This is a genomic window from Streptomyces sp. NPDC004435 (assembly GCF_042873895.1).
In the GTDB taxonomy this organism is placed as follows: domain Bacteria; phylum Actinomycetota; class Actinomycetes; order Streptomycetales; family Streptomycetaceae; genus Streptomyces.
Genome location: NZ_JBIAMB010000006.1, coordinates 152,657 through 173,873 on the forward strand (window position 1 = coordinate 152,657; position 21,217 = coordinate 173,873).

The 21,217-nt window shown below is 70.5% G+C and carries 15 protein-coding genes; 12 read left to right on the plus strand and 3 right to left on the minus strand.

The genetic code is table 11. The features are described from left to right. Position 1 precedes the first annotated feature (1 nt). The 6 genes from ACFYT9_RS12840 to ACFYT9_RS12865 all read left to right on the plus strand — a co-directional run bounded on the left by ACFYT9_RS12840 (position 2) and on the right by ACFYT9_RS12865 (position 6,484). The gene (locus ACFYT9_RS12840; RefSeq protein ID WP_387279863.1) at positions 2 to 769 is read left to right on the plus strand and encodes a DUF3710 domain-containing protein; all 768 of its coding nucleotides are present in this window, start codon (positions 2 to 4) and stop codon (positions 767 to 769) included. A 352-nt stretch (positions 770 to 1,121) separates the two neighbouring features. Next, positions 1,122 to 1,790, plus strand: a complete 669-nt coding sequence (locus tag ACFYT9_RS12845) for an ABC transporter ATP-binding protein (RefSeq protein ID WP_389163349.1) — start codon at positions 1,122 to 1,124, stop codon at positions 1,788 to 1,790. Positions 1,791 to 1,901: 111 nt separating this feature from the next. Beyond that, positions 1,902 to 4,448 (plus strand): ATP-binding protein, encoded by a 2,547-nt coding sequence (locus ACFYT9_RS12850; RefSeq protein ID WP_387269972.1) that lies wholly within the window; start codon positions 1,902 to 1,904, stop codon positions 4,446 to 4,448. 150 nt (positions 4,449 to 4,598) lie between these two features. After that, positions 4,599 to 5,285, plus strand: coding sequence for a response regulator (locus ACFYT9_RS12855; protein ID WP_376605655.1), 687 nt, complete (start codon positions 4,599 to 4,601; stop codon positions 5,283 to 5,285). A gap of 44 nt (positions 5,286 to 5,329) precedes the next feature. After that, a complete protein-coding gene (locus ACFYT9_RS12860; RefSeq protein WP_376605653.1) occupies positions 5,330 to 5,728 on the plus strand; it encodes an OB-fold nucleic acid binding domain-containing protein in 399 nt (132 codons plus the stop codon). Between the two features lie 3 nt (positions 5,729 to 5,731). Further along, a complete protein-coding gene (locus ACFYT9_RS12865; protein WP_376605652.1) occupies positions 5,732 to 6,484 on the plus strand; it encodes a DUF3159 domain-containing protein in 753 nt (250 codons plus the stop codon). Positions 6,485 to 6,548: 64 nt separating this feature from the next. Here ACFYT9_RS12865 and ACFYT9_RS12870 read toward each other — a convergent pair whose 3' ends face one another. Together ACFYT9_RS12870 and ACFYT9_RS12875 are read right to left on the minus strand one after the other, a co-directional pair. Next, complete coding sequence (locus ACFYT9_RS12870; RefSeq protein WP_376595272.1) at positions 6,549 to 7,223, minus strand: potassium channel family protein; 675 nt, start codon at positions 7,221 to 7,223, stop codon at positions 6,549 to 6,551. Next, complete coding sequence (locus tag ACFYT9_RS12875) at positions 7,223 to 7,891, minus strand: TrkA family potassium uptake protein (protein ID WP_189852669.1); 669 nt, start codon at positions 7,889 to 7,891, stop codon at positions 7,223 to 7,225. The genes ACFYT9_RS12870 and ACFYT9_RS12875 overlap by 1 nt, the downstream gene beginning before the upstream one ends. A gap of 235 nt (positions 7,892 to 8,126) precedes the next feature. Between ACFYT9_RS12875 and ACFYT9_RS12880 the strand changes: the two genes are divergently transcribed. The 6 genes from ACFYT9_RS12880 to ACFYT9_RS12905 all read left to right on the plus strand — a co-directional run bounded on the left by ACFYT9_RS12880 (position 8,127) and on the right by ACFYT9_RS12905 (position 19,504). Next, positions 8,127 to 10,178: an APC family permease gene (locus ACFYT9_RS12880; RefSeq protein ID WP_389162929.1), complete on the plus strand. Its 2,052-nt coding sequence runs from the start codon at positions 8,127 to 8,129 to the stop codon at positions 10,176 to 10,178. A gap of 159 nt (positions 10,179 to 10,337) precedes the next feature. Then, complete coding sequence (locus ACFYT9_RS12885; protein WP_389162931.1) at positions 10,338 to 11,666, plus strand: class I SAM-dependent RNA methyltransferase; 1,329 nt, start codon at positions 10,338 to 10,340, stop codon at positions 11,664 to 11,666. Positions 11,667 to 12,619: 953 nt separating this feature from the next. Further along, positions 12,620 to 13,891, plus strand: coding sequence for a Wadjet anti-phage system protein JetD domain-containing protein (locus tag ACFYT9_RS12890; RefSeq protein WP_389162934.1), 1,272 nt, complete (start codon positions 12,620 to 12,622; stop codon positions 13,889 to 13,891). After that, positions 13,888 to 15,159: a hypothetical protein gene (locus ACFYT9_RS12895; RefSeq protein ID WP_365684454.1), complete on the plus strand. Its 1,272-nt coding sequence runs from the start codon at positions 13,888 to 13,890 to the stop codon at positions 15,157 to 15,159. The genes ACFYT9_RS12890 and ACFYT9_RS12895 overlap by 4 nt, the downstream gene beginning before the upstream one ends. Then, on the plus strand, positions 15,156 to 16,376 hold the full coding sequence (locus ACFYT9_RS12900; RefSeq protein ID WP_389162936.1) for a hypothetical protein: 1,221 nt from the start codon (positions 15,156 to 15,158) through the stop codon (positions 16,374 to 16,376). Before ACFYT9_RS12895 ends, ACFYT9_RS12900 begins: the two co-directional genes overlap by 4 nt. Then, entirely contained in the window at positions 16,373 to 19,504 is a 3,132-nt protein-coding gene (locus tag ACFYT9_RS12905; protein WP_389162939.1) for a hypothetical protein, read from the plus strand. Before ACFYT9_RS12900 ends, ACFYT9_RS12905 begins: the two co-directional genes overlap by 4 nt. Before the next feature lie 266 nt (positions 19,505 to 19,770). Here the strand turns inward: ACFYT9_RS12905 and ACFYT9_RS12910 are convergent, their stop codons facing one another. Continuing rightward, positions 19,771 to 21,096, minus strand: a complete 1,326-nt coding sequence (locus ACFYT9_RS12910) for a hypothetical protein (protein WP_389162941.1) — start codon at positions 21,094 to 21,096, stop codon at positions 19,771 to 19,773. Positions 21,097 to 21,217 lie beyond the last annotated feature (121 nt).

Sequence of the window (21,217 nt, forward strand, 5' to 3'; positions counted from 1 at the left end):
CGTGTTCGGACGTCGCAAGAAGAGCGGTGCCGCCGACGAGGCGGGCGAGGCCGAGCAGGTCGTCGACGAGGTGACCGGCGAGGACGCCGCCGACGCGGCCGACCAGCCGCGCAGGGTGAACCTTCCGCCGGCACCCCGGCCGGACGGTCCCTGGGACATCTCCGAGGTCGCCAAGCCCGAGGAGGGCCGCGTCGACCTCGGCGGCCTCTACGTGCCCGGAGTCGAGGGCATGGAGCTTCGCGTGGAGGTGGCGGGCGACGCGATCGTCGCCGCGACCATCGTGCTGCGCGACAGCGCCGTGCAGCTCCAGGGGTTCGCGGCGCCCAAGAAGGAAGGCATCTGGGGCGAGGTCCGCGAGGAGATCGCCACCGGCATCGTCCAGCAGGGCGGCGCCATCGACGAGGTCGAGGGCCCCCTCGGCTGGGAGCTGCGCGCGCAGGTCCCCGTCCAGCTGCCCGACGGCAACCGCGGCGTGCAGATCGTGCGCTTCGTCGGCGTCGACGGCCCGCGCTGGTTCCTGCGCGGTGTCATCTCCGGCCAGGGCGCGGTCCAGCCCGAGGCCGCCGGCCTCCTGGAGCAGATCGTCCGGGACACCGTGGTCGACCGCGGCGAGGGCCCGATGGCCCCGCGCGACCCGATCGTCCTGAAGCTGCCGAACGACGCGCAGATGGTGCCGGACGGAGTCCAGCAGGAGGAGCAGGCCGGGTCCCGCTTCTCCGGCGGCATGGGCCAGCTCCAGCGCGGTCCGGAGATCACCGAGATCCGCTGACGCGATCCCGGACGCCCCGGGAGACCGGCCACGTGGGCCGCCGTCCGTACGCACGACGTACGGACGGCGGCCCACTCGCCTTTCCCGGGGCGCACGGTGACCGGCGGCCGCAGGCCCGTACCCCACCCTGCCCTTTCCTCTGCCCTGACCTGGTCTCCGGGAGGTCCCGGTGTCCGGTGCCCGGGGTCCTCCGTCCGAAGATCGGGGTCGGATCGGGGTGCCGGGCTCTGGTCTCGCGGGCGGGCGCCGACCATACTGGCCAGCGCAGGTGTGCGAGGAGGGGGAGCGCAGGGTGAGCGAGAACAGCACGCAGTCCGCGACGGCCGTCGCCGAGGACCCGGCCGGGGGGCCGATGATCCGCGTGGAGGAGCTGCGCCGGACGTTCGGCGAGGGAGAGGCCGCCGTCCACGCCCTCAAGGGCGTCTCCTTCGAGATCCCCCGCGGCGAGCTGGTCGCCCTCAAGGGCCGCTCCGGCTCCGGCAAGACCACCCTGCTGAACCTCGTCGGCGGCCTCGACAGCGCCGACGGCGGCCGGATCGTCATCGACGGCACCGACCTCTCCACCCTCGGCGAGGACGGCCTCCTGGAGCTCCGCCGGGACCGGATCGGCTTCATCTTCCAGTCCTTCGGCCTGCTGCCCATCCTCTCCGCCGCGGAGAACGTCGGCGTCCCCCTCCGCCTGCGCAAGGCCGACCCCGCCGAGCGGGACGAGCGGGTCGCCCTGCTGCTCGCCCTCGTCGGCCTCGCCGACCACGCCAACCAGCGCCCCGGTGAGCTCTCCGGCGGCCAGCAGCAGCGCGTCGCCATCGCCCGCGCCCTCGCCAACAAGCCGGCCCTGCTCATCGCCGACGAGCCGACCGGCCAGCTCGACGCCGAGACCGGCCTCGCCGTGATGGAACTCCTCCGGGCCGTCGTCCGCAGCGAGGGCTGCACCGCCCTCGTCGCCACCCACGACCACCAGCTCCTCGGCCTCGCCGACCGGGTCCTCGAACTCCGCGACGGGGAGATAGCCGAAGCCTGAGCCCCCGGGCACCCCGCCACGGCCCCGGCACGCATCAGAATCACGTCAATACCGCATCGGGGTGTTCCCCCACGTGCGGAATGTCCGATCAGCCGGACGTATGGTCGGTCCATGGCACGTGGCAAGCTTCGGATCTACCTCGGCGCGGCGCCCGGCGTCGGCAAGACGTACGCGATGCTGGCCGAGGCCCACCGCAGGGTGGAGCGCGGCACCGACTGCGTCGTGGGCTTCGTCGAGCACCACGACCGGCCGCGCACCGAGGTGCTGCTGCACGGCCTGGAGCAGGTGCCCCGGCGCGAGCTGGAGTACCGGGGCGCCGCCTTCACCGAGATGGACGTCGACGCCGTCCTCGCCCGCCGCCCCGCCGTCGCCCTCGTCGACGAACTCGCCCACACCAACGTCCCCGGCTCCCGCAACCCCAAGCGCTGGCAGGACGTGGCCGAGCTCCTCGCCGCAGGCATCGACGTCGTGTCAACCGTCAACATCCAGCACCTCGAATCGCTCGGCGACGTCGTCGAGGCGATCACCGGCGTCCGGCAGCGCGAGACCGTCCCCGACGAGATCGTCCGCAGGGCCGACCAGATCGAGCTGGTCGACATGTCGCCGCAGGCGCTGCGCCGGCGCATGGCGCACGGCAACATCTACAAGCCCGACAAGGTCGACGCGGCCCTCTCCAACTACTTCCGCCCCGGCAACCTCACCGCCCTGCGCGAACTGGCCCTCCTGTGGACCGCCGACCGGGTCGACGAGTACCTGCGCCAGTACCGCGGCGAGCACAACATCCGCTCCACCTGGCAGGCGCGCGAGCGGATCGTCGTCGGCCTCACCGGCGGGCCCGAGGGCCGCACCCTGATACGGCGCGCCTCCCGGCTCGCCGAGAAGGGCGCGGGCGGTGAGGTCCTGGCCGTCTACATAGCCCGCAGCGACGGCCTCACCGCCGCCTCGCCCAAGGAACTGGCGGTCCAGCGGACCCTCGTCGAGGACCTGGGCGGCACCTTCCACCACGTCATCGGCGACGACATACCGAACGCGCTCCTGGAGTTCGCCCGCGGGGTGAACGCCACCCAGATCGTCCTCGGCTCCAGCCGCCGCCGCACCTGGCAGTACGTCCTCGGCCCCGGCGTCGGCCAGACCGTCGCCCGCGAGTCCGGCCCCGACCTCGACGTCCACATCGTCACCCACGGCGAGGTCGCCAAGGGCCGCGGCCTCCCGGTCGCCCGCGGCGCCCGCCTCGGCCGCTCCCGGATCATCGGCGGCTGGCTCGTCGGCGTCGCGGGACCCGTCGCGCTCGCCCTGCTCCTCACCCACACCGACGCGGACCTCGGGCTCGCCAACGACATGCTGCTGTTCCTGGCGCTCACCGTCGCCTCGGCGCTGCTCGGCGGCTTCCTGCCGGCGCTCGCCTCGGCCGCCGCCGGCTCGCTGCTGCTCAACTGGTTCTTCACCCCGCCGCTCCACCGCATCACCATCGCCGACCCGCTGAACATCGTCGCCATCGCGGTCTTCTTCGGCGTCGCCATGGCCGTCGCCTCCGTCGTGGACCTCGCCGCCCGCCGCACCCACCAGGCGGCGCGGCTGCGCGCCGAGTCCGAGGTGCTCTCCTACCTGGCCGGCAGCGTGCTGCGCGGCGAGACCAGCCTCGACGCCCTCCTCGAACGGGTCCGGGAGACCTTCTCCATGGAGTCCGTCGCGCTGCTGGAACGGGCCGACGGAGCCGAACCCTGGCACCGGGCGGCCGCCGTCGGCCCTCACCCCGCCGCCCGGCCCGAGGACGCGGACGTCGACATGCCCGTCGGCGACCATCTGGCGCTCGCCCTCACCGGCCGGGTCCTGCCCGCGGAGGACCGGCGGGTGCTGGGCGCCTTCGCCGCGCAGGCGGCCGTCGTCCTGGACCGGCAGCGGCTGGTCGGGGAGGCCGAGGAGGCCCGCAAGCTCGCCGAGGGCAACAAGATCCGCACCTCCCTGCTCGCCGCCGTCAGCCACGACCTGCGCACCCCGCTCGCCGGCATCAAGGCGTCCGTCACCTCGCTGCGCTCCGACGACGTCGAGTGGTCCGAGGAGGACCGGGCCGAACTCCTCGAAGGCATCGAGGCCGGCGCCGACCGCCTCGACCACCTCGTCGGCAACCTCCTCGACATGTCCCGCCTCCAGACCGGCACCGTCACCCCGCTCATCCGCCCCGTCGACCTCGACGAGGTCGTCCCCATGGCCCTCGGCGGCGTCCCGGACGGCAGTGCCGAGGCCGACGTCCCCGAGACCCTGCCCATGGTCGAGGTCGACAAGGGCCTCCTCGAACGGGCCGTCGCCAACATCGTCGAGAACGCCGTCAAGTACAGCCCCGACGGCGTTCCCGTCCACGTCGCCGCCAGCACCCTCGGCGACCGCGTCGAGCTCCGGGTGGTGGACCGGGGCCCCGGCGTCCCCGACGAGTCCAAGGAGGGCATCTTCGAGCCCTTCCAGCGCTTCGGCGACGCTCCGCGCGGCTCCGGCGTCGGCCTCGGCCTCGCCGTCGCCCGAGGCTTCGTGGAGGCCATGGGCGGCACCCTCGGCGCCGAGGACACCCCCGGCGGCGGTCTCACCATGGTCCTCACCCTCCGGGCGGCCGGCGGAGGAGCCCCGCCGCCCGCCACCGACCAGCCGGCCCACGCCGTGAGCTGAACCGGCGCGCCGCGCCCGCGCCCCGCGACGACACACGCGCCGTACCGCAGCACCCCCGCCCCACGCTCCCCGTCCTCCGGCTCCCCGCCCCAGGCTCCCCGCACCCGCACCCCGCATCCGCTCACGTACAGCAGAAGGAAGGCCCCCGACATGACCCGGGTCCTCGTGGTCGACGACGAGCCACAGATCGTCCGCGCCCTGGTGATCAACCTCAAGGCGCGCAAGTACGAGGTCGACTCCGCCCCCGACGGCGCCACCGCCCTCAAGCTCGCCGCCGAACGCCACCCCGACGTCGTCGTCCTCGACCTCGGCCTGCCCGACCTCGACGGCGTCGACGTCATCAAGGGACTGCGCGGCTGGACCCGGGTCCCGATCATCGTCCTCTCCGCCCGGCACACCTCCGACGAGAAGGTCGAGGCGCTCGACGCCGGGGCCGACGACTACGTCACCAAGCCCTTCGGCATGGACGAGCTCCTCGCCCGGCTGCGCGCCGCCGTCCGCCGCGCCGAGCCCGTCGGCGGCGCCGAGGACGGCGTCGTCGTGGTCGAGACCGAGGACTTCACCGTCGACCTCGCCGCCAAGAAGGTGCACCGCGACGGCAAGGACGTCCGCCTCACCCCCACCGAGTGGCACCTCCTGGAGGTGCTGGTCCGCAACGGCGGCCGCCTGGTGAGCCAGAAGCAGCTCCTCCAGGAGGTCTGGGGCCCCTCGTACGGCACCGAGACCAACTACCTCCGGGTCTACATGGCGCAGCTGCGCCGCAAGCTGGAGACCGACCCCTCGCACCCGCGCCACTTCGTCACCGAACCCGGCATGGGGTACCGCTTCGAACGTTGAACCGGGCAGCTTCCGGCCGGAGCCGTGGCCGGTACGCTTTCGGTATGAGTGCTGCACCCCGTACCGACAAGCCGGCGGGCCGGTTCCGCCGGATGCTCGACCGGCTCTCCTCCTCGCCCGAGGACCTGGAGTCGGAGGAGCTCCAGGAGGACTCGGCGGCCTCGGGCTGCACGCGGATCTGTGACTGCTCCGACCGCCAGATAGTCAAGGTGACTGGTACCTTGCGCACGGTCACCCTGCGCCCCCGGGCCGGTGTCCCCGCCCTGGAGGCCGAACTCTTCGACGGCACCGCGCCGCTCGACGTGGTCTGGCTGGGCCGGCGCTCCATCGTGGGCATCGAACCCGGCCGCAAGCTGATCGCCTCCGGCCGGATCTCCATGAGCCACGGCCGGCGGGTCCTCTTCAACCCCAAATACGAGCTCCGACCGCTCGGACAGGAGTAGCCGGTGACGTCCGTCGACAAGCCGACCACCGCACCGCCGACCCCGGACCAGGACGCCCGGACCGACAAGGCGGTGACCGAGGCCGCGCTCTTCGAGGCGTTCGGCGGCATCCGGGGCATGGTCGAGACGGTCCTGCCCGGACTGCTCTTCGTCACGATCTACACGATCAACAAGAACCTGCAGCTCTCGGCCATCGCCGCGCTCGCCGTCTCCCTCGTGCTCGTCGCCGTCCGGCTGCTGCGCCGCGACACCGTCAAGCACGCCTTCAGCGGCGTCTTCGGCGTCGGCTTCGGCGTCGTCTTCGCGATGATGACCGGCAACGCCAAGGACTTCTACCTCCCCGGCATGATCTACACGCTCGGCCTCGGCCTCGCGTACATCATCACCACGCTCGCCGGCGTCCCGCTGATCGGCCTCATCCTCGGCCCGGTCTTCAAGGAGAACCTCTCCTGGCGGACCCGGAACCCGGGACGGAAGAAGGCGTACGCGAAGGCCAGCTGGGCCTGGGGCCTGATCCTGCTCGCCAAGTGCGCGATCCTCTTCCCGCTCTACTGGTGGGCCGACACCACCCAGCTCGGCTGGGTCCTCGTCGCGCTGAAGATCCCGCCCTTCCTGCTCGCCGTCTACCTGACCTGGGTCTTCCTCGCCAAGGCGCCGCCGCCGATCGACGTCTTCGCCGAGATGGAGGCGGAGGAGAAGGCCGAGAAGGAGCGCGAGGCCGCCGCCCGCGCCGCCCGCTCGGGACCGGAGGCGTAACAGCCGGCACGGAGAAGGGCCCGGGACCTCACAGGTCCCGGGCCCTTCCGCGTACCGTACGGCTCTACTCCGCCGGCTCCCGGCGGACCTGGAGCAGCTCCTCCAGCTGCTCCTCGCGGGCCTGCGCCGCCACGAACAGCAGCTCGTCGCCGGCCTCCAGGGTCTCCTCCGGGCTCGGCGTCAGCACCCGCGAACCGCGGATGATCGTCACCAGGGAGGTGTCCTGCGGCCAGTCGACGTCGCCCACCTGCGTACCGGCCACCGCCGACTCCGGCGGCAGCGTCAGCTCCACCAGGTTGGCGTCGCCGTGGCTGAAGCGGAGCAGCCGGACCAGATCGCCGACGCTCACCGCCTCCTCCACCAGGGCCGACATCAGACGCGGCGTCGAGACGGCGACGTCCACGCCCCACGCCTCGTTGAACAGCCACTCGTTCTTCGGGTTGTTCACCCGGGCGACCACCCGCGGCACGCCGTACTCGGTCTTCGCGAGCAGCGAGACGACCAGGTTCACCTTGTCGTCACCGGTGGCCGCGATGACCACGTTGCAGCGCTGCAGCGCCGCCTCGTCCAGCGAGGTGATCTCGCAGGCGTCGGCCAGCAGCCACTCCGCCTGCGGCACCCGCTCCACCGAGATGGCCGTCGGCGCCTTGTCGACCAGCAGGACCTCGTGGCCGTTCTCCAGGAGCTCGCCCGCGATGGAACGGCCCACCGCACCCGCGCCCGCAATCGCGACACGCATCAGTGACCGCCCTCCTCGGGACCCTCGGCGAAGGCCGCCTCGACCTTCGCGATCTCGTCCGTCCGCATCATCACGTGCACCAGGTCCCCCTCCTGGAGGACCGTCTGGGAGGACGGGATGACCGCCTCGCCGAGCCGGGTGAGGAACGCGACCCGCACGCCGGTCTCGTCCTGGAGCCGGCTGATCTTGTGCCCGATCCACGCCGGGGAGGTGTGCACCTCGGCGAGCTGGACGCCGCCGCTCGGATCGCTCCACAGCGGCTCCGCGCCCGAGGGCAGCAGCCGGCGCAGCATCTGGTCGGCGGTCCAGCGGACCGTCGCCACGGTGGGGATGCCCAGACGCTGGTAGACCTCGGCGCGCCGGGGGTCGTAGATCCGCGCCGCCACGTTCTCGATGCCGAACATCTCGCGGGCCACCCGGGCCGCGATGATGTTCGAGTTGTCGCCGCTGCTCACGGCGGCGAAGGCACCGGCCTCCTCGATCCCCGCCTCACGGAGCGTGTCCTGGTCGAAGCCCACACCGGTGACACGCCGACCACCGAAGCCGGACCCCAGGCGGCGGAAAGCCGTCGGGTCCTGGTCGACGACGGCGACCGTGTGGCCCTGCTGCTCCAGGGTCTGCGCGAGAGCGGCTCCCACTCGCCCGCAGCCCATGATGACGATGTGCACGTCCCCGCTACCCCGCACTCCTGATCGCCTTGCTGACCTGCGAAAACACCCTGCTCACAACTTTCCTCGCCCGATCGGCCCGGGCCGTGGCGGACAACACCCTGCCGGGTTGCCCGGTCCGAGCTTAAGCGGCAACGCTGGCCGGGACCGCATCCGAGGTGATACTCAGGGATATTCGGTGCCGATCGGGGGTGCCGGTGCGCGTGGCTCTTTTCGAACGCTTACGATCCTCTGCGTGTCCAAACTGACCGACGTGCCCAAACGGATCCTGATCGGGCGGGCCCTGCGCAGCGACAAGCTGGGGGAGACCCTCCTCCCCAAGCGGGTCGCCCTCCCCGTCTTCGCCTCCGACCCGCTCTCCTCGGTGGCGTACGCACCGGGCGAGGTCCTCCTCGTCCTCTCCGTCGCCGGTCTGTCGGCCTACCACTTCAGCCCGTGGATCGCGCTGGCCGTCGTCGTCCTGATGTTCACCGTCGTCGCCTCGTACCGGCAGAACGTGCACGCGTACCCGAGCGGCGGCGGCGACTACGAGGTCGCGACCACCAACCTCGGGCCGAAGGCCGGACTCACCGTCGCGAGCGCCCTGCTCGTCGACTACGTCCTCACCGTCGCCGTGTCGATCTCCTCCGGCATCGAGAACCTCGGCTCCGCGATCCCCTTCGTCGTCGAGCACAAGGTGGCCTGCGCCGTCGCGGTCATCGTCCTCCTCACCGTGATGAACCTCCGCGGTGTGAAGGAGTCCGGCAGCCTCTTCGCCATCCCGACGTACGTCTTCGTCTTCGGCGTCTTCTGCATGATCGCCTGGGGCGCCTGGCGCGGTCTCGTCCTCGACGACACCATGAAGGCCCCCACGGCCGACTTCGAGATCAAGCCCGAACACCCGGGACTCGCCGGCTTCGCCCTGGTCTTCCTGCTGCTGCGCGCCTTCTCCTCCGGCTGCGCCGCCCTCACCGGCGTCGAGGCCATCTCCAACGGCGTCCCCGCCTTCCGCAAGCCGAAGTCGAAGAACGCCGCCACCACCCTCGCGCTCATGGGCGGCCTCGCCGTCACCATGTTCTGCGGCATCATCTTCCTCGCCGGGGCCACCGACGTCCGGATGGCCGAGAAGCCCGCCCAGGACCTGCTGCTCAACGGCGTCCCCGTCGGCGAGGGCTACGTCCAGGACCCGGTCATCTCCCAGGTCGCGGCCGCCGTCTTCGGCGACGGAACGTTCTTCTTCATCCTCCTCGCCGCCGCCACCGCGCTCGTCCTCTTCCTGGCCGCCAACACGGCGTACAACGGCTTCCCGCTCCTCGGCTCGATCCTCGCCCAGGACCGCTACCTGCCGCGCCAGCTGCACACCCGCGGTGACCGCCTCGCCTTCTCCAACGGCATCGTGCTCCTCGCCGGCGCCGCCGCCCTGCTCGTCGTGGTCTACGGCGCGGACTCCACCCGCCTCATCCAGCTGTACATCGTCGGAGTCTTCGTCTCCTTCACGCTCAGCCAGATCGGCATGGTCCGGCACTGGAACCGGCACCTGAAGACCCAGAAGGACCCCGCCAAGCGCCGCCACATGATCCGCTCCCGCGCGATCAACGCCTTCGGCGCCTTCTTCACCGGCCTCGTCCTCGTCGTCGTCCTGGCCACCAAGTTCACCCACGGCGCCTGGGTCGCGCTCCTCGGCATGGTGATCTTCTACGTGACGATGACCGCGATCCGCCGCCACTACGACTCCGTCTCCGAGGAGATCGCCGCCGCCGAGCAGCGCCCCGACGAGTACGTGCGCCCCTCCCGGGTCCGCTCGATCGTCCTCGTCTCCAAGCTCCACAAGCCCACCCTCCGGGCCCTCGCCTACGCCAAGCTCCTCCACGCCAGCGAGCTGGAGGCGCTCACCGTCAACGTCGACCCGGCGGAGACCAAGGCGCTCAAGGAGGAGTGGGAGCGGCGCGGCATCAACGTGCCGCTGAAGATCCTCGACTCGCCGTACCGCGAGATCACCCGCCCGGTCATCGAGTACGTGAAGAACCTCCGCAAGGAGAGCCCCCGCGACGCGGTCTCGGTCTACATCCCCGAGTACGTCGTCGGCCACTGGTACGAGCACCTGCTCCACAACCAGTCCGCGCTCCGCCTCAAGGGCCGGCTCCTCTTCACCCCCGGCGTCATGGTGACCTCCGTCCCGTACCAGCTCCAGTCCTCCGAGGCCGCGAAGAAGCGGGCCCGCAGGCGCCAGGACTGGAACGCGCCCGGCTCGGTCCGCCGCGGCCCGGTCGAGAAGGCCAAGAAGGAACCGTCCGCGAAGAGCGACTAGCGAAGAGCGGCGCGCGGGGAGAGACGCGCGGAGAGCGACGGGCGACGAGCGGCGAGCCACGAGCAGCGAGCGGAGAGCGTCCGGCGAAGTGCAACTAGACTGGTGGGCTGCTGTGCGAACAGCGGCCCATCTCTCTTCTTCGCTACGGAGCCCCCGATCATGCAGAACACCCCTGTGACGTCACTGATCGGGGAGGAGTACGAGGTCGAGGTCGGCCCGGTGGCCCACGGCGGCCACTGCATCGCGCGTACGGAGGAGGGCCGGGTCCTCTTCGTCCGGCACGCCCTGCCGGGCGAGCGCGTCACGGCCCGCGTCACCGAGGGTGACGAGACGAGCCGCTTCCTCCGCGCCGACGCCGTCGAGATCCTGGACGCGTCCAAGGACCGCATCGAGGCCCCGTGCCCCTTCGCGGGCCCCGGCAAGTGCGGCGGCTGCGACTGGCAGCACGCCAAGCCGGGCGCCCAGCGCCGGCTCAAGGGCGAGGTCATCGCCGAGCAGCTGAAGCGGCTCGCGGGCCTCACCCCCGAGGAGGCCGGCTGGGACGGCACCGTCGTCCCCGCGGGGGGCGACAAGCTCCCGGCGGGCGAGGTCCCCCAGTGGCGCACCCGCGTCCAGTACGCCGTCGACGCCGAGGGCCGCGCCGGACTGCGCAAGCACCGCTCGCACGACGTCGAGGTCGTCGACCACTGCATGATCGCGGCCCAGGGCGTCTCCGAGCTGGGCATCGAGGCCCGTACCTGGGAGGGCATGGCCACGGTCGAGGCGATCGCCGCCTCCGGCTCGAACGACCGCCAGGTCATCCTCACCCCCCGCCCCGGCGCCCGCCTCCCGCTCGTCGAGCTCGACAAGCCGGTCTCCGTGATGCGCGTCGACGAGAAGGACGGCGGCGTGCACCGCGTCCACGGCCGCGCCTTCGTCCGCGAGCGCGCCGACGAGCGCACCCACCGGGTCGGCAGCGGCGGCTTCTGGCAGGTCCACCCCAAGGCCGCCGACACCCTCATGAAGGCCGTCATGCAGGGCCTCCTCCCGCGCAAGGGCGACACCGCCCTCGACCTCTACTGCGGCGTCGGCCTCTTCGCGGGCGCCCTCGCGGACCGGGTCGGCGAGCAGGGCGCCGTCCTCGGCATCGAGTCCGGCAAGCGCGCCGTCGAGGACGCCCGCCACAACCTCGCCGACTTCCCCCGCGTCCGCATCGAGCAGGGCAAGGTCGAGTCGGTCCTCCCGCGCACCGGCATCACCGAGGTCGACCTCATCGTCCTGGACCCCCCGCGTGCCGGCGCCGGCAAGCAGACCGTCCGCCACCTCGCCGGCCTCGGCGCCCGCCGCATCGCCTACGTGGCCTGTGACCCGGCCGCCCTCGCCCGCGACCTCGGCTACTTCGCCGAATCGGGCTACCGGGTGCGGACGCTGCGGGCGTTCGACCTGTTCCCGATGACGCACCATGTGGAATGCGTGGCGATCCTGGAGCCGGTGAAGAAGGATGCCTGACCTGCAGTTTCGCGGGTGCGCGGTATGCGCCGTGTGAGCGTTACGGGCGATATCTTGACGCTCAGATGACGCTCGCGGAGGTATCTCGACGCTCATTTGACGCTCGTCTTGATGGTTCGTCAGTTGAGCTGAGGGGCTGGTCAGATGTCCCGTCGATCTTCGCGGCGGGACACAAGAACTGAGAACGTTCCGACGTTGAGCCCCGGCCCGCCCCTGCGGTGTGGCGGTGTACTCGCGGTCTGGCGCTGGACCACGCTCCACATGGGCAACTGCCGCTGGAAGCGGAGTGCTTTTCCTCGGTCAGGGCCTGCTGGAGGGCCTCAAGAGTCTGCCGGGCCACCGCCGGCCCGGCAGAGCCGTGGTGCGCGCGTGGCCAGCCGAGTCCACACCGACCAGTTCCAGCCCCACCGACTTCGGGCGGCGGTCCCCGCGATCAGAGCCTCTATCAGGTTATGGATCCCTTTCGCCGTGGACCAGGTTCTGGACCGGGGATAGACGGCGGGCCGCCGTTGTCGCTCCACAGTCGGTTCGGGTCGTCCGTGGCGGGGCGGGCGAACGACTGCGCTCAGTCGCTCGGCACCTGCCCTGGGGGCGTGTGCACTGCACCGACCACCGCTCCGGACTCCACGTCAGATGTTGCTCAGAGTGAGACGACTGCAACCCTTCGCGGGTTCCAGTGATGCAGATCGTGTGAAATTCAGTCACTGACTGTCTACCCTTGGTGTCATATCGTGCGCTGATCGCCCTGACTTCCTGGGTGCCGTGGACGATCACTGCAGCTACGGGGGGATCTTGTGGGGCAGCACACGGGACAGGGAATGCTGTTCGGCGAGGCGTACGGCCGTATTTCGATTGGAGTCGGCGGCCTTCCAGCCGGTGTCAGTGCAGTCACGGTACCGGTCAGGCGGTCCAGGGAGGACCGGCTGCCTCGTGACCGTCGCGGGCGCCTTCGGGTGCACGCCGTCGACCTCGTCCCGGGCTGTCCTGCCGACCTGTTCGAGCCCCCGTCCGTGTTGTCCTCTGCCGACCTGCTTTGGGTGCTCGCGGCGGAGCGCCGCGCGTGGAGCACGGTGGTGGGTCGGTTCGGAGAGGCCGCCCTGCAGGTGGCGACCGATCTGGTGCGATGCGGCGGTGTGGTGCTGCGCTGTGAGGTGGACGAGTGGGTGGCGCTCGGTGCCCCCACCCAGTGGCGGCTGTCCCAGGCGTGGTCACTCCAGGCAGAGGATCGCATCGCCGAGCTTCGCGGCGCCCGCGAACCCCGACGTGCCCGAGCCGATCTCATGGAGGTGATGGAGCCGCTGGAGCAGTTGACCGCGGAGCGCAAACTGCTGGCAGCGGTGGACCCGGCCGCCGGACTCGTGGTGCCTGCAGGCAGCCAGACGGCGGCGAAGGCGTGGTCTGTATACGAGGCCGCGATCCGAGCGGGCGCCTCCTGGTGGTCTCTCCGGGCCCAGGGAGAGGAGGAGGTGACCCTCAAGCAGCTTGCGGCGCTCGCCCTGGGTGGCTCCAAACGGTGGACCGCACAGCAGCAGGCAGCGTTCGCGAACCTGGTGGGGTCGGAGTTCGAGGAGGCGGTACACGAGGAGGACACCGCGCTCCGCGTCAAAGGCCCGCTGTCATGGCACATCGGTTCAGTGGCCGCCGACGCGGCGGTGGCCCAGCCGTGGGTCGGCCTTCCCGCCAACAGCCTGCGCCTGCTCGGGAATGCTGTCTGTGATGCCGTGGGCGTGCTGGTGGTGGAAAACTCGGACACCTTCGGAGTGGTCTGCCGCCGTCTGCCGGAACTGACGTCGCGTTGGCTCTGTGTGTGGGGCAGCGGGTACGCCACGGACCAGCTAGTGGCTGTCCTCGACTGGCTTTCGCCGCTTCCGGTTGCTGCGTGGTGCGACCTGGACGCCGACGGCATCGCGATCGTCGACAACCTGTCGCGGCGGCTGGGTAGACCAGTGCACGCCGTGGGGATGCATGTCGACGAGTGGGAGGCAGGCCCCTATCGGCAGCGCCAGAAGCCGAAGGAGGACAGGGAACGCGACCGCCTTCTCGCCGCCGAGCTCGCCGAGCGGGTGGACGGTGACCTCCGCGAGCTCGCGCTCGCCATCGCCGCGAGTGGAGAGTCCCGGGAGCAGGAGACCCAGTACACCTCGGTCCTTCCTGGTCTTCCCTCGGTCCTGGAACAGTTCGCTCAGCGGCCCCTGCTCCGGCTCAGCCAGGAGGCTGCGGGGTGAGCGGGATCCAGCTCTCCTGGGACGACACCGAAGACGATGAGGTGATGCTCGCGCCGGCCGACCGGTTCGCCAACTGGCGTGCGTTTGTGGCTCCACTGGCAGCACACCGTGAGGTGGTCGTCAAGGACCCGGAGGCGGTGCGACTGGCGAGAGATGTGGTGGCGGTTTTTGCCGAGCACTCCGCCCTCAGCGGGCTCACCCGTGCCCAGCTGCTGGACCTCCTCGGCCCGGCGGGCCGAGGCTGGCCCGTGCCCGTGGTTGAGTCCCGCCTCAGTCTGCTGATCGACATGGGCTTCCTGGAACCGTACCTGCTTAAGGCCCACCAGGATCGCTACGTTGTGCGCCCGGCCGGTCTCGCAGGCGCCTTCGCGGCCGAACGGCTGTCGCTGTACGGCGGCGTGGACGAGTTGGTCGGATTGCTGGACCGCACCCGCGAACTATTCGAGCTCGCTGATCCCGACCCGGCGAAGGCATTGGAGGCACTACAGGACTGCCGGCACGGTCTGCTGGTGTTCGCGCTCGACCTACAGCGACAGGTGGCGAACGCCACTCTGGACGAGCTGATTCGTACTCAGCGGCGGCATGACCGCACCGACTTTCCCAAGCAGGTGGTCGCACTGAACGGCCTGGTCACACGTGCGTTCTCTGGTCACCTTCTGCTCGAAGACGCGGCAACCGCCCTGATCGAGGCTGCTCAGTTCTACCGCCAGGCGTTGCTCGCCGCTGTCGGAAAGATCCTGGACAACGGAGGCGGGAGCCTGAACCTCGATGTTCTTACTCCCGCCGAGTACCACCAGCTCACCCGGACAGCCGGCCTGGAGCAGCTGGGCCACTTTGGCGGCCAGCTCGTCTCGGACGCTCCGCCGCCGTGGGTTGACGGCCAGGCGATCGTGGACACGGCTGCCGAGTACACGCCGTCATCACCGCCCAAGGGCCGGCCGATGCCGCCGCAGGTCCGGGGGGAGAGCCAGTCGGACCCCTTCGCCTCGCTGGAGGAGGCGGAAGCTCACGAAGCCGTTAGGCGCCAGGTGCTGGTGGAGGACCTGCTGGCGGGACTGACCGAGACTGACGTTACTGCCGTACTGGAGGACCAGGGCTGGCCCGCTGCCGCGCGTATCCTGGTGGACCTGCTGGCCTGCGACGAGGACCCCGAGGTTCCGGTGCGCGTGGAACTGGCCGTTCCGGTGCGCGTCGACAGCACTGCCACTGTCACCTACCTCCACCGGGTGACCCTCCACCTCTCCCCGGGATCCGGAGACGGCGGATGACGGACGATATCGAGCACCGGGCAGCCCTGCTGCTCGCAGCCCTCCGGGCCGAGGGCCAGGCCGAGTATCCAACCGACGCTGCAGTGACAGCGCGGGCGGCACAGGCCGCCGCACTGGCGGGCAGGGCAGTGCTACAGGTCCACGATGCCGACCACGCACAAGCGGTGCGCCTGGGATGGCCGGCGGGGAACGCCCCGAACGAGGACCATCTGGGCAGTCAGCTACCCTCTCCGCTCTCCCGCGTCATCAGGCTGGTGTTCGCGGTGTGCCTGCGAGCGGCGTGGCCTGACCCGTCGCTCCCGCCGTACCCGGGGCACGTCTTCGATGCCGACCTGGTCGCGCAGACCTGTCTTGACCTGGGCGCCAGGACCGACAGGATCGCGGCCGCACTTGATCGCGTGCTCCCCGGCCACGGCCTGATCGTCGGCACCGGCGCCCAGTCGTACCTGGGCCCGGCAGTGGCTGCGCTGCCCGGCCCCGTGAAGGCCGCGCTACGAAGGGGGCACCACCTGCTGCCGCGGCTTGCCTCCGACAGCGCTCAACCGCGCGCGGAGGCGCCGGTATCTCCCCCGGCGGACCTGACCGCCCCAGACCAGGCGCCCCCGTCCAGCAACCTCCAGGTCGCACGGTCCCTGGTGACTGCTCTGGAGACGGCACACGGCCCACTCACCGTCCGTGAGGTCGGGGCACTCGCAGATCCCGGTACCAGGGCGCAGGTCGAGGAGATCCTCGCCGGCATGGGGCGTTGTTTGGTTCGCACTCCCAGCGGCACCTGGACCACCGGCTACCCTGACGCCGTCGCCGCAGAGCTGAGCGCAGCGGGGGTCGGCGCCCTGAGCAGCGCCGAACGTGCCGTTCTGGCGCTGGTCCTAGTGCACACCGTCGCCCTGCCGCGTGCTCTGGGGCGCCATACCCACGACCAGTGGGACAGCCGCAGGCACCCGGTCACCGTGACTGAACTGGCCCGCAACCGTGCGTTGGCCCAGACCGTCATCCGGCAAGCACTGCGCACCCTCAGCGCTGCCGGGATGGTGGACACTGCGGGCCCCGGCAACTTCGTCCCCGGTCCGGCCCTCCAGCGCTTGAGCCCCGCACGAGTCAGTGCGTTGTGGGAGGACTTGATCATCGCGGGACGCCCAGACGGTCACCTGGCCCGCGCCATTCTCGAACGCCGGGCAGCCGAGGAGGCGGCCCCTGCACACCGGGAGTCACCGTGACGACCGACCCCGCAACTGGCACCCCCACCGGGATCATCGGCGCCCGACCGCTGGTCGCCGTCCAGACGTTCGGGATCGCACGGCTGACCAGCGACCCGATCGCGCTCATCCCGGGAACCTTCGTTGCCGTCACCGGCCGTGGACCAAAAGACTCCAACGAATCGGGCAAGACGAGCTTCTTGGCAGCGGTGTCCCTGCTGCTCGGTGATCCGGAGTGGCAGGCCACTGGAAACGGCACCGCCAACACCGCCACGCTACTGTTCGAACCGATCGTCGCCGGGGCGTCTGCGCAGCTTGTCGGGGCCGCGGACCGCGGTTACGTGGTGGGCCTGTTCGCCGAGGCAGGGAAAGCCCGACCGCACACCGTTTGGCTCCAGATCAGCAGCGACAGGCCGCACCTCCAGGTCCGCCACCAGCCAGGCGTCCACCTGCTGACAGAGGGCGACGACGACGAACGCCATCGTGCGGCACCGGAGTTCTTCCGTCAGCTCGGCGGCCGTCCGCTTGGCTCCAGTGAGTACGCACAGCACCTGTACGGACGCTCGCCGAAGGTCCTCGCCTACGTTGCCTCGCGCGGTCAGGTGCGGTCACGGCCCTCGCTCCTCAAGCTGGAGGCAGCGACGTACACGCCGGACCGTATCGGAGAGGCCCTGCTGACGCTCTCGGGCCGGTCGAGCGTCCTGGAGCGCGACCGGCAGCAGCGTCGTGAGCTGGCGGACCGCCGGGGGGACTACGCTCGTGCGCTCACCCAGCATGACATCGATCTCGCCCGCGAGGATCAGCTCCTCGAAGCCGTGGCGCTGCGCGAAGACCTCCGCGCCAAGCTGGGCAGTGCCCTGGCGGACCAGCGGTCGTGTCTGGCGCGGTCCGTGCTGGACGCCGTCGCACGGCAGCGCAGCGCCGAAGCATTACTCCCCGCCACCCACGCGCTCCTGGAGTCAGCCCGCGACACCCTGGGAGTGCTTCGAGGGGAACGCGTCGCCTACGAGGACGTCCGGGCGCTGGAGTCAGCAGTACGTGCCGCCGGGAAGGAGCACCGGCAGGCACAGGAGGCATGGCTCGCCTGCCAGAAGGACGAGCTCGCAGCTGAGCGGGACCTCACCGACGCCGAAGCGGACCTCGTCAGGTTGCGCGAATTGGCAGGACGGCATGCAGGCGAATCCGCAAGCGTCCTGACAGCGCGCCTCGCGACCCTGCGTGACGAGAAGGAGGACGCACAAGTCGGCCAGCGCATCGCGGAAGGCGACGCCGCCCTTGCCGAACAGGAGCTCACCAAAGCGACGCAGGGGCAGGCCGGCAGAGTCGGCGAGCTCGTTGCCACCCTGGGCCACGCAGGCATCGACGCGGTCGGATTGTACGATCAGACCGAGGTCGACCCCTCCGCACGCGACTTGTGGGAGGCCGTCCTGCATCCATGGCGGGAGGCCGTCTGCGTACCCCGAAGTGCGCTCAGCGCGGCGGTCGAGGCCCTCCGGGATCATCCGGGAGCCGTTCTGGTGGCCTCTCCTGAGGTCGGCATCGCTGGGGCAGACTCCTCCGACAGCCCGGCCCTGCCAGTCGGCGTTCTTTCGGCCCCCGACTCCGCCCGCGGCTTCCTTACCGCCCTGTCGAGTCAGGGCCACTGGACAGGCGCACCCCCGCACGCCTCCATGGACGGGCTCGGCGTCCATGTGGTCGGCGCGTTTCCCGAACCGGTGCTGGGCCGTGAAGCGATCTGCTCCCACCTGCGCGATCTGCGGGACGCCGCCCTCACGAGGATGACCGATCTGAGTTCTCTCCTCTCCGGTCTCGCTACGAGGTTCAGTGTCACCGAGGCCCAACTTGCCTGCGCTGCAGCCGTCGAGTCTCTGCCGGGGGCAATCGCGAAGCACGATGTGGCCCTACGTTCCCTCACAGCGATCCGCGCCGCCCTGCCTGGTCTCAAGAAACAGACCGACACCGCAGCGGACGTCGTCACCACGGCGAAGGCAGCCGTCGCCAGCCGCGAGCAGCGCATCGCCGTGCTTGACCGGGACATCGCCGGCGCGGACAAGGAGATCAAGGAGTTGGAGGAGCGTCTCACGGTCCTTGCCGGCTCTGCAGGCACCGAGCAGATCGCACGCGCCATCGGTCTGTTCGGTGGCGACGAGGAGACCGCCCGGACAGAGCTGGGATGGCCGGCCGTCTGGCTCCCCGAGAACCATGCCGAACTCCTCACCGAAGCTCCGCCCCCGTCAACTGTTGCCTCTCCCGAGCAACCCGTTGAGTGCCGCAGTGCCGCCGATCTCCACCAGGCTGTCGTCAGCACGGTCGACGTTTGCCGTACCGTCCTGCGGGTGGAGGCCCGCACCAAGGGCTACCCAACCCACGCCCTGGCCCGCGCTGCCGAGATGCACGAGGCCGCCCCGGACGTGCGTACCCAGCCCACCCTCCGCGCCCTCGCCGACTGGCTCGACGACAAGGCGGACGCCGACGCCGCTGCGGACTCAGAGATTGCTACCCTGAGGCAAGCCCGCCAGCGGGAGCAGGACTTCATCGCCTCGTCCGTCGACAAGCTCGATGAGGAGCTGCAGCACACCCAGGCGGTCATCATCCAGCGAGTCAGCAGCGCGCTCGACAGCATCGCCACTGCGCTGAACCGGCTCGACCGCGGCTCTCAAGGGTTCGGCGCCGACCTCAAATACCGCATTGACCCGCCAACAGGAGCCGACCACCACTGGCGCTGCTCCGTCACCCCGCGGTGGCGGCGCAATCCCAACGGGCCGCTGCTCTCCTATGACACGGTCACCAACACCGCGCAGGAGAAGCTGTTCTCCATCAACCTCGTACTGGCGGCGCTGCTGGCAGCCCCTCACCCGCAGGGACGGGTACTCATCCTGGACGAGCTTGGCGACTCGCTCGGCAAGGAGCATCGCCGGGAGGTGCTCAGTGCCATCAGCAGCGTCGCCACCGAATACGGCATCACCGTTCTCGGCACCTGCCAGGACACCATCCTGAAGGACGCCGCACCGGTCTGCGGAGAGATCCTCTACTTCCACTACCCCTCGAAGTCGGAGTACCTGAACCTCCCCACACGCATGTACGGGTTCGACGAGGACTCCCTCCGTGTCGAACTCACCGCGGAGCAACTCCTGCGCCATTCTGGCTGAGCCCGCGTGTAGATGTACCGGGGCAGCACCGCCGTCAGGCCCGGAGACAGCACGGATAGCGGCGTGTGGGGCGGGTTCAATCCCCCGGCTGACGCTGGGCAGGCTTGCGGGCCACCTGCTAATGATCATGGCCGGGGTGGGCGAGCGCTGAGAGCAGGCGTTTAGAAGGCACTCGGTGTGATCCGTGTGTTGGGGCGCGTGACCTGCGTCTTTGTCGGCGCTCGCAGGTCACGCGCTTGATCTTCCGGCGTTTTCGGGCCGGTCCGCTAGCTGCGCTTCACGCGCTGACCGGGCAGCAGACGGATGGCGAGGACGGATCCGTCGGCGTGGACGGACACGGGGCCGCCCCACTTCTTGTCCCAGGCGAGCTGGGGGCGAGTGTGCCGGGCCGCGTGTACGCGGAGGCGGTACTCCTCGACCTCCCCTTCGGCGAGGAGGTCGAAGAGTTCCCTGTCCACGCCGGAGAACGCTTCGACGCGCGGCCCGTTTAGGCGGAACACGTGGTCGGTGCCTGCGTAGGTGCGCCCGAGGAGGCGGTGGCTGATGTCCTGGACGCTGCCGGCGGCAGCGTGTTCGAAGTCGTCGAACCGTTCGTTGCCCTGCCGTTTCGTGAGGTAGCGGGCAGTGCCCTGGCCGGAGCCGGTGAAGGCCATGAGTCCGGCCGCCGCCGTATGTCCTAGGACCTGCTGGAACCACCTGAAGTACTCGGGGGTCAGGTGGCAGCCGGGTACCGGCTCGCGGGCCGCCCCTCCCACATGGGGCGGCTGGATCCCCGGAAAGGGGTTCTCCTCCGATGGGGCGGTGTCCAGGTCGGCTTTGCTCTCGCCGGAGGGGTCGGCGAGCCAGCCGTCACGGCCGGGAGCCTGCAGCGCGTGGACGGTTACGGTACCGTCCGCGGGCAGCTCCGTGCTGAACAGGAGGCTCGGGGTCTCGTTCCACGCGCCGATGTGCACGGCCTCGGCGTGCACCGACGCGGACGCCAGCTGGCCGGCCGAAATCGCCGCGTTGCTGTGGTTGCCCTTGGTCGCGATGGGGATCACGAGGGACGGTTCCCCAGGACGCCAGACCTCCGCGAAGTACTGCGGCCGGTACCCGTACCCGATCTTGTTGCCCTTCTCCCTGCTCGTGAGAGCCCACCCGGCGCGCAAGACTGTGTCGGCCGGGACGATGCTCACGGAGTGCTCGGGGAACCGCCGCCCGAGCACCTGCTTGGCGAGCGTGAGCCCGAAGGCCATGCCGAGCTCGTGCGACTGGATGGTCTTGTACCGTTCGGCGATCTTCCGCCCTTCGGTCGAAAGCCCGAGGAACGAGTCAGGACCACCCGCCAGCGCCTGGCTGTACTTCAGGGCTCCCCAGTGCTCTGCAAGGCCGCGTCCGGCCCCCTTCCAGGACAGCGTCGTGGCCCGGCCGAGTGTGTGCAGCACGTCCCACATGGAGACTCGCACCCGGCAGTCGAGCTCGTTGCCCGGGATCCCGGACAGGACCGGTTTGCGGCGGAGCGGCTCGGCCTCCCTCTTCTTGCGCGCCTTGTCGTCCGCAGCGATCGCGGACTGCACCTTGCCGAGCAGTTCTTCGTTGGATCGGATGGACACGTTCGACGATGCGTCGAGGTCGAGGGGTACCTTCTTGGCTGGCTTCAATGAGTCCCCTACGGCTCGCACGGGCACTTCAAGAACCCCGCGAAGGTACGGTTGCGGCAGCCGGAGCACGCAA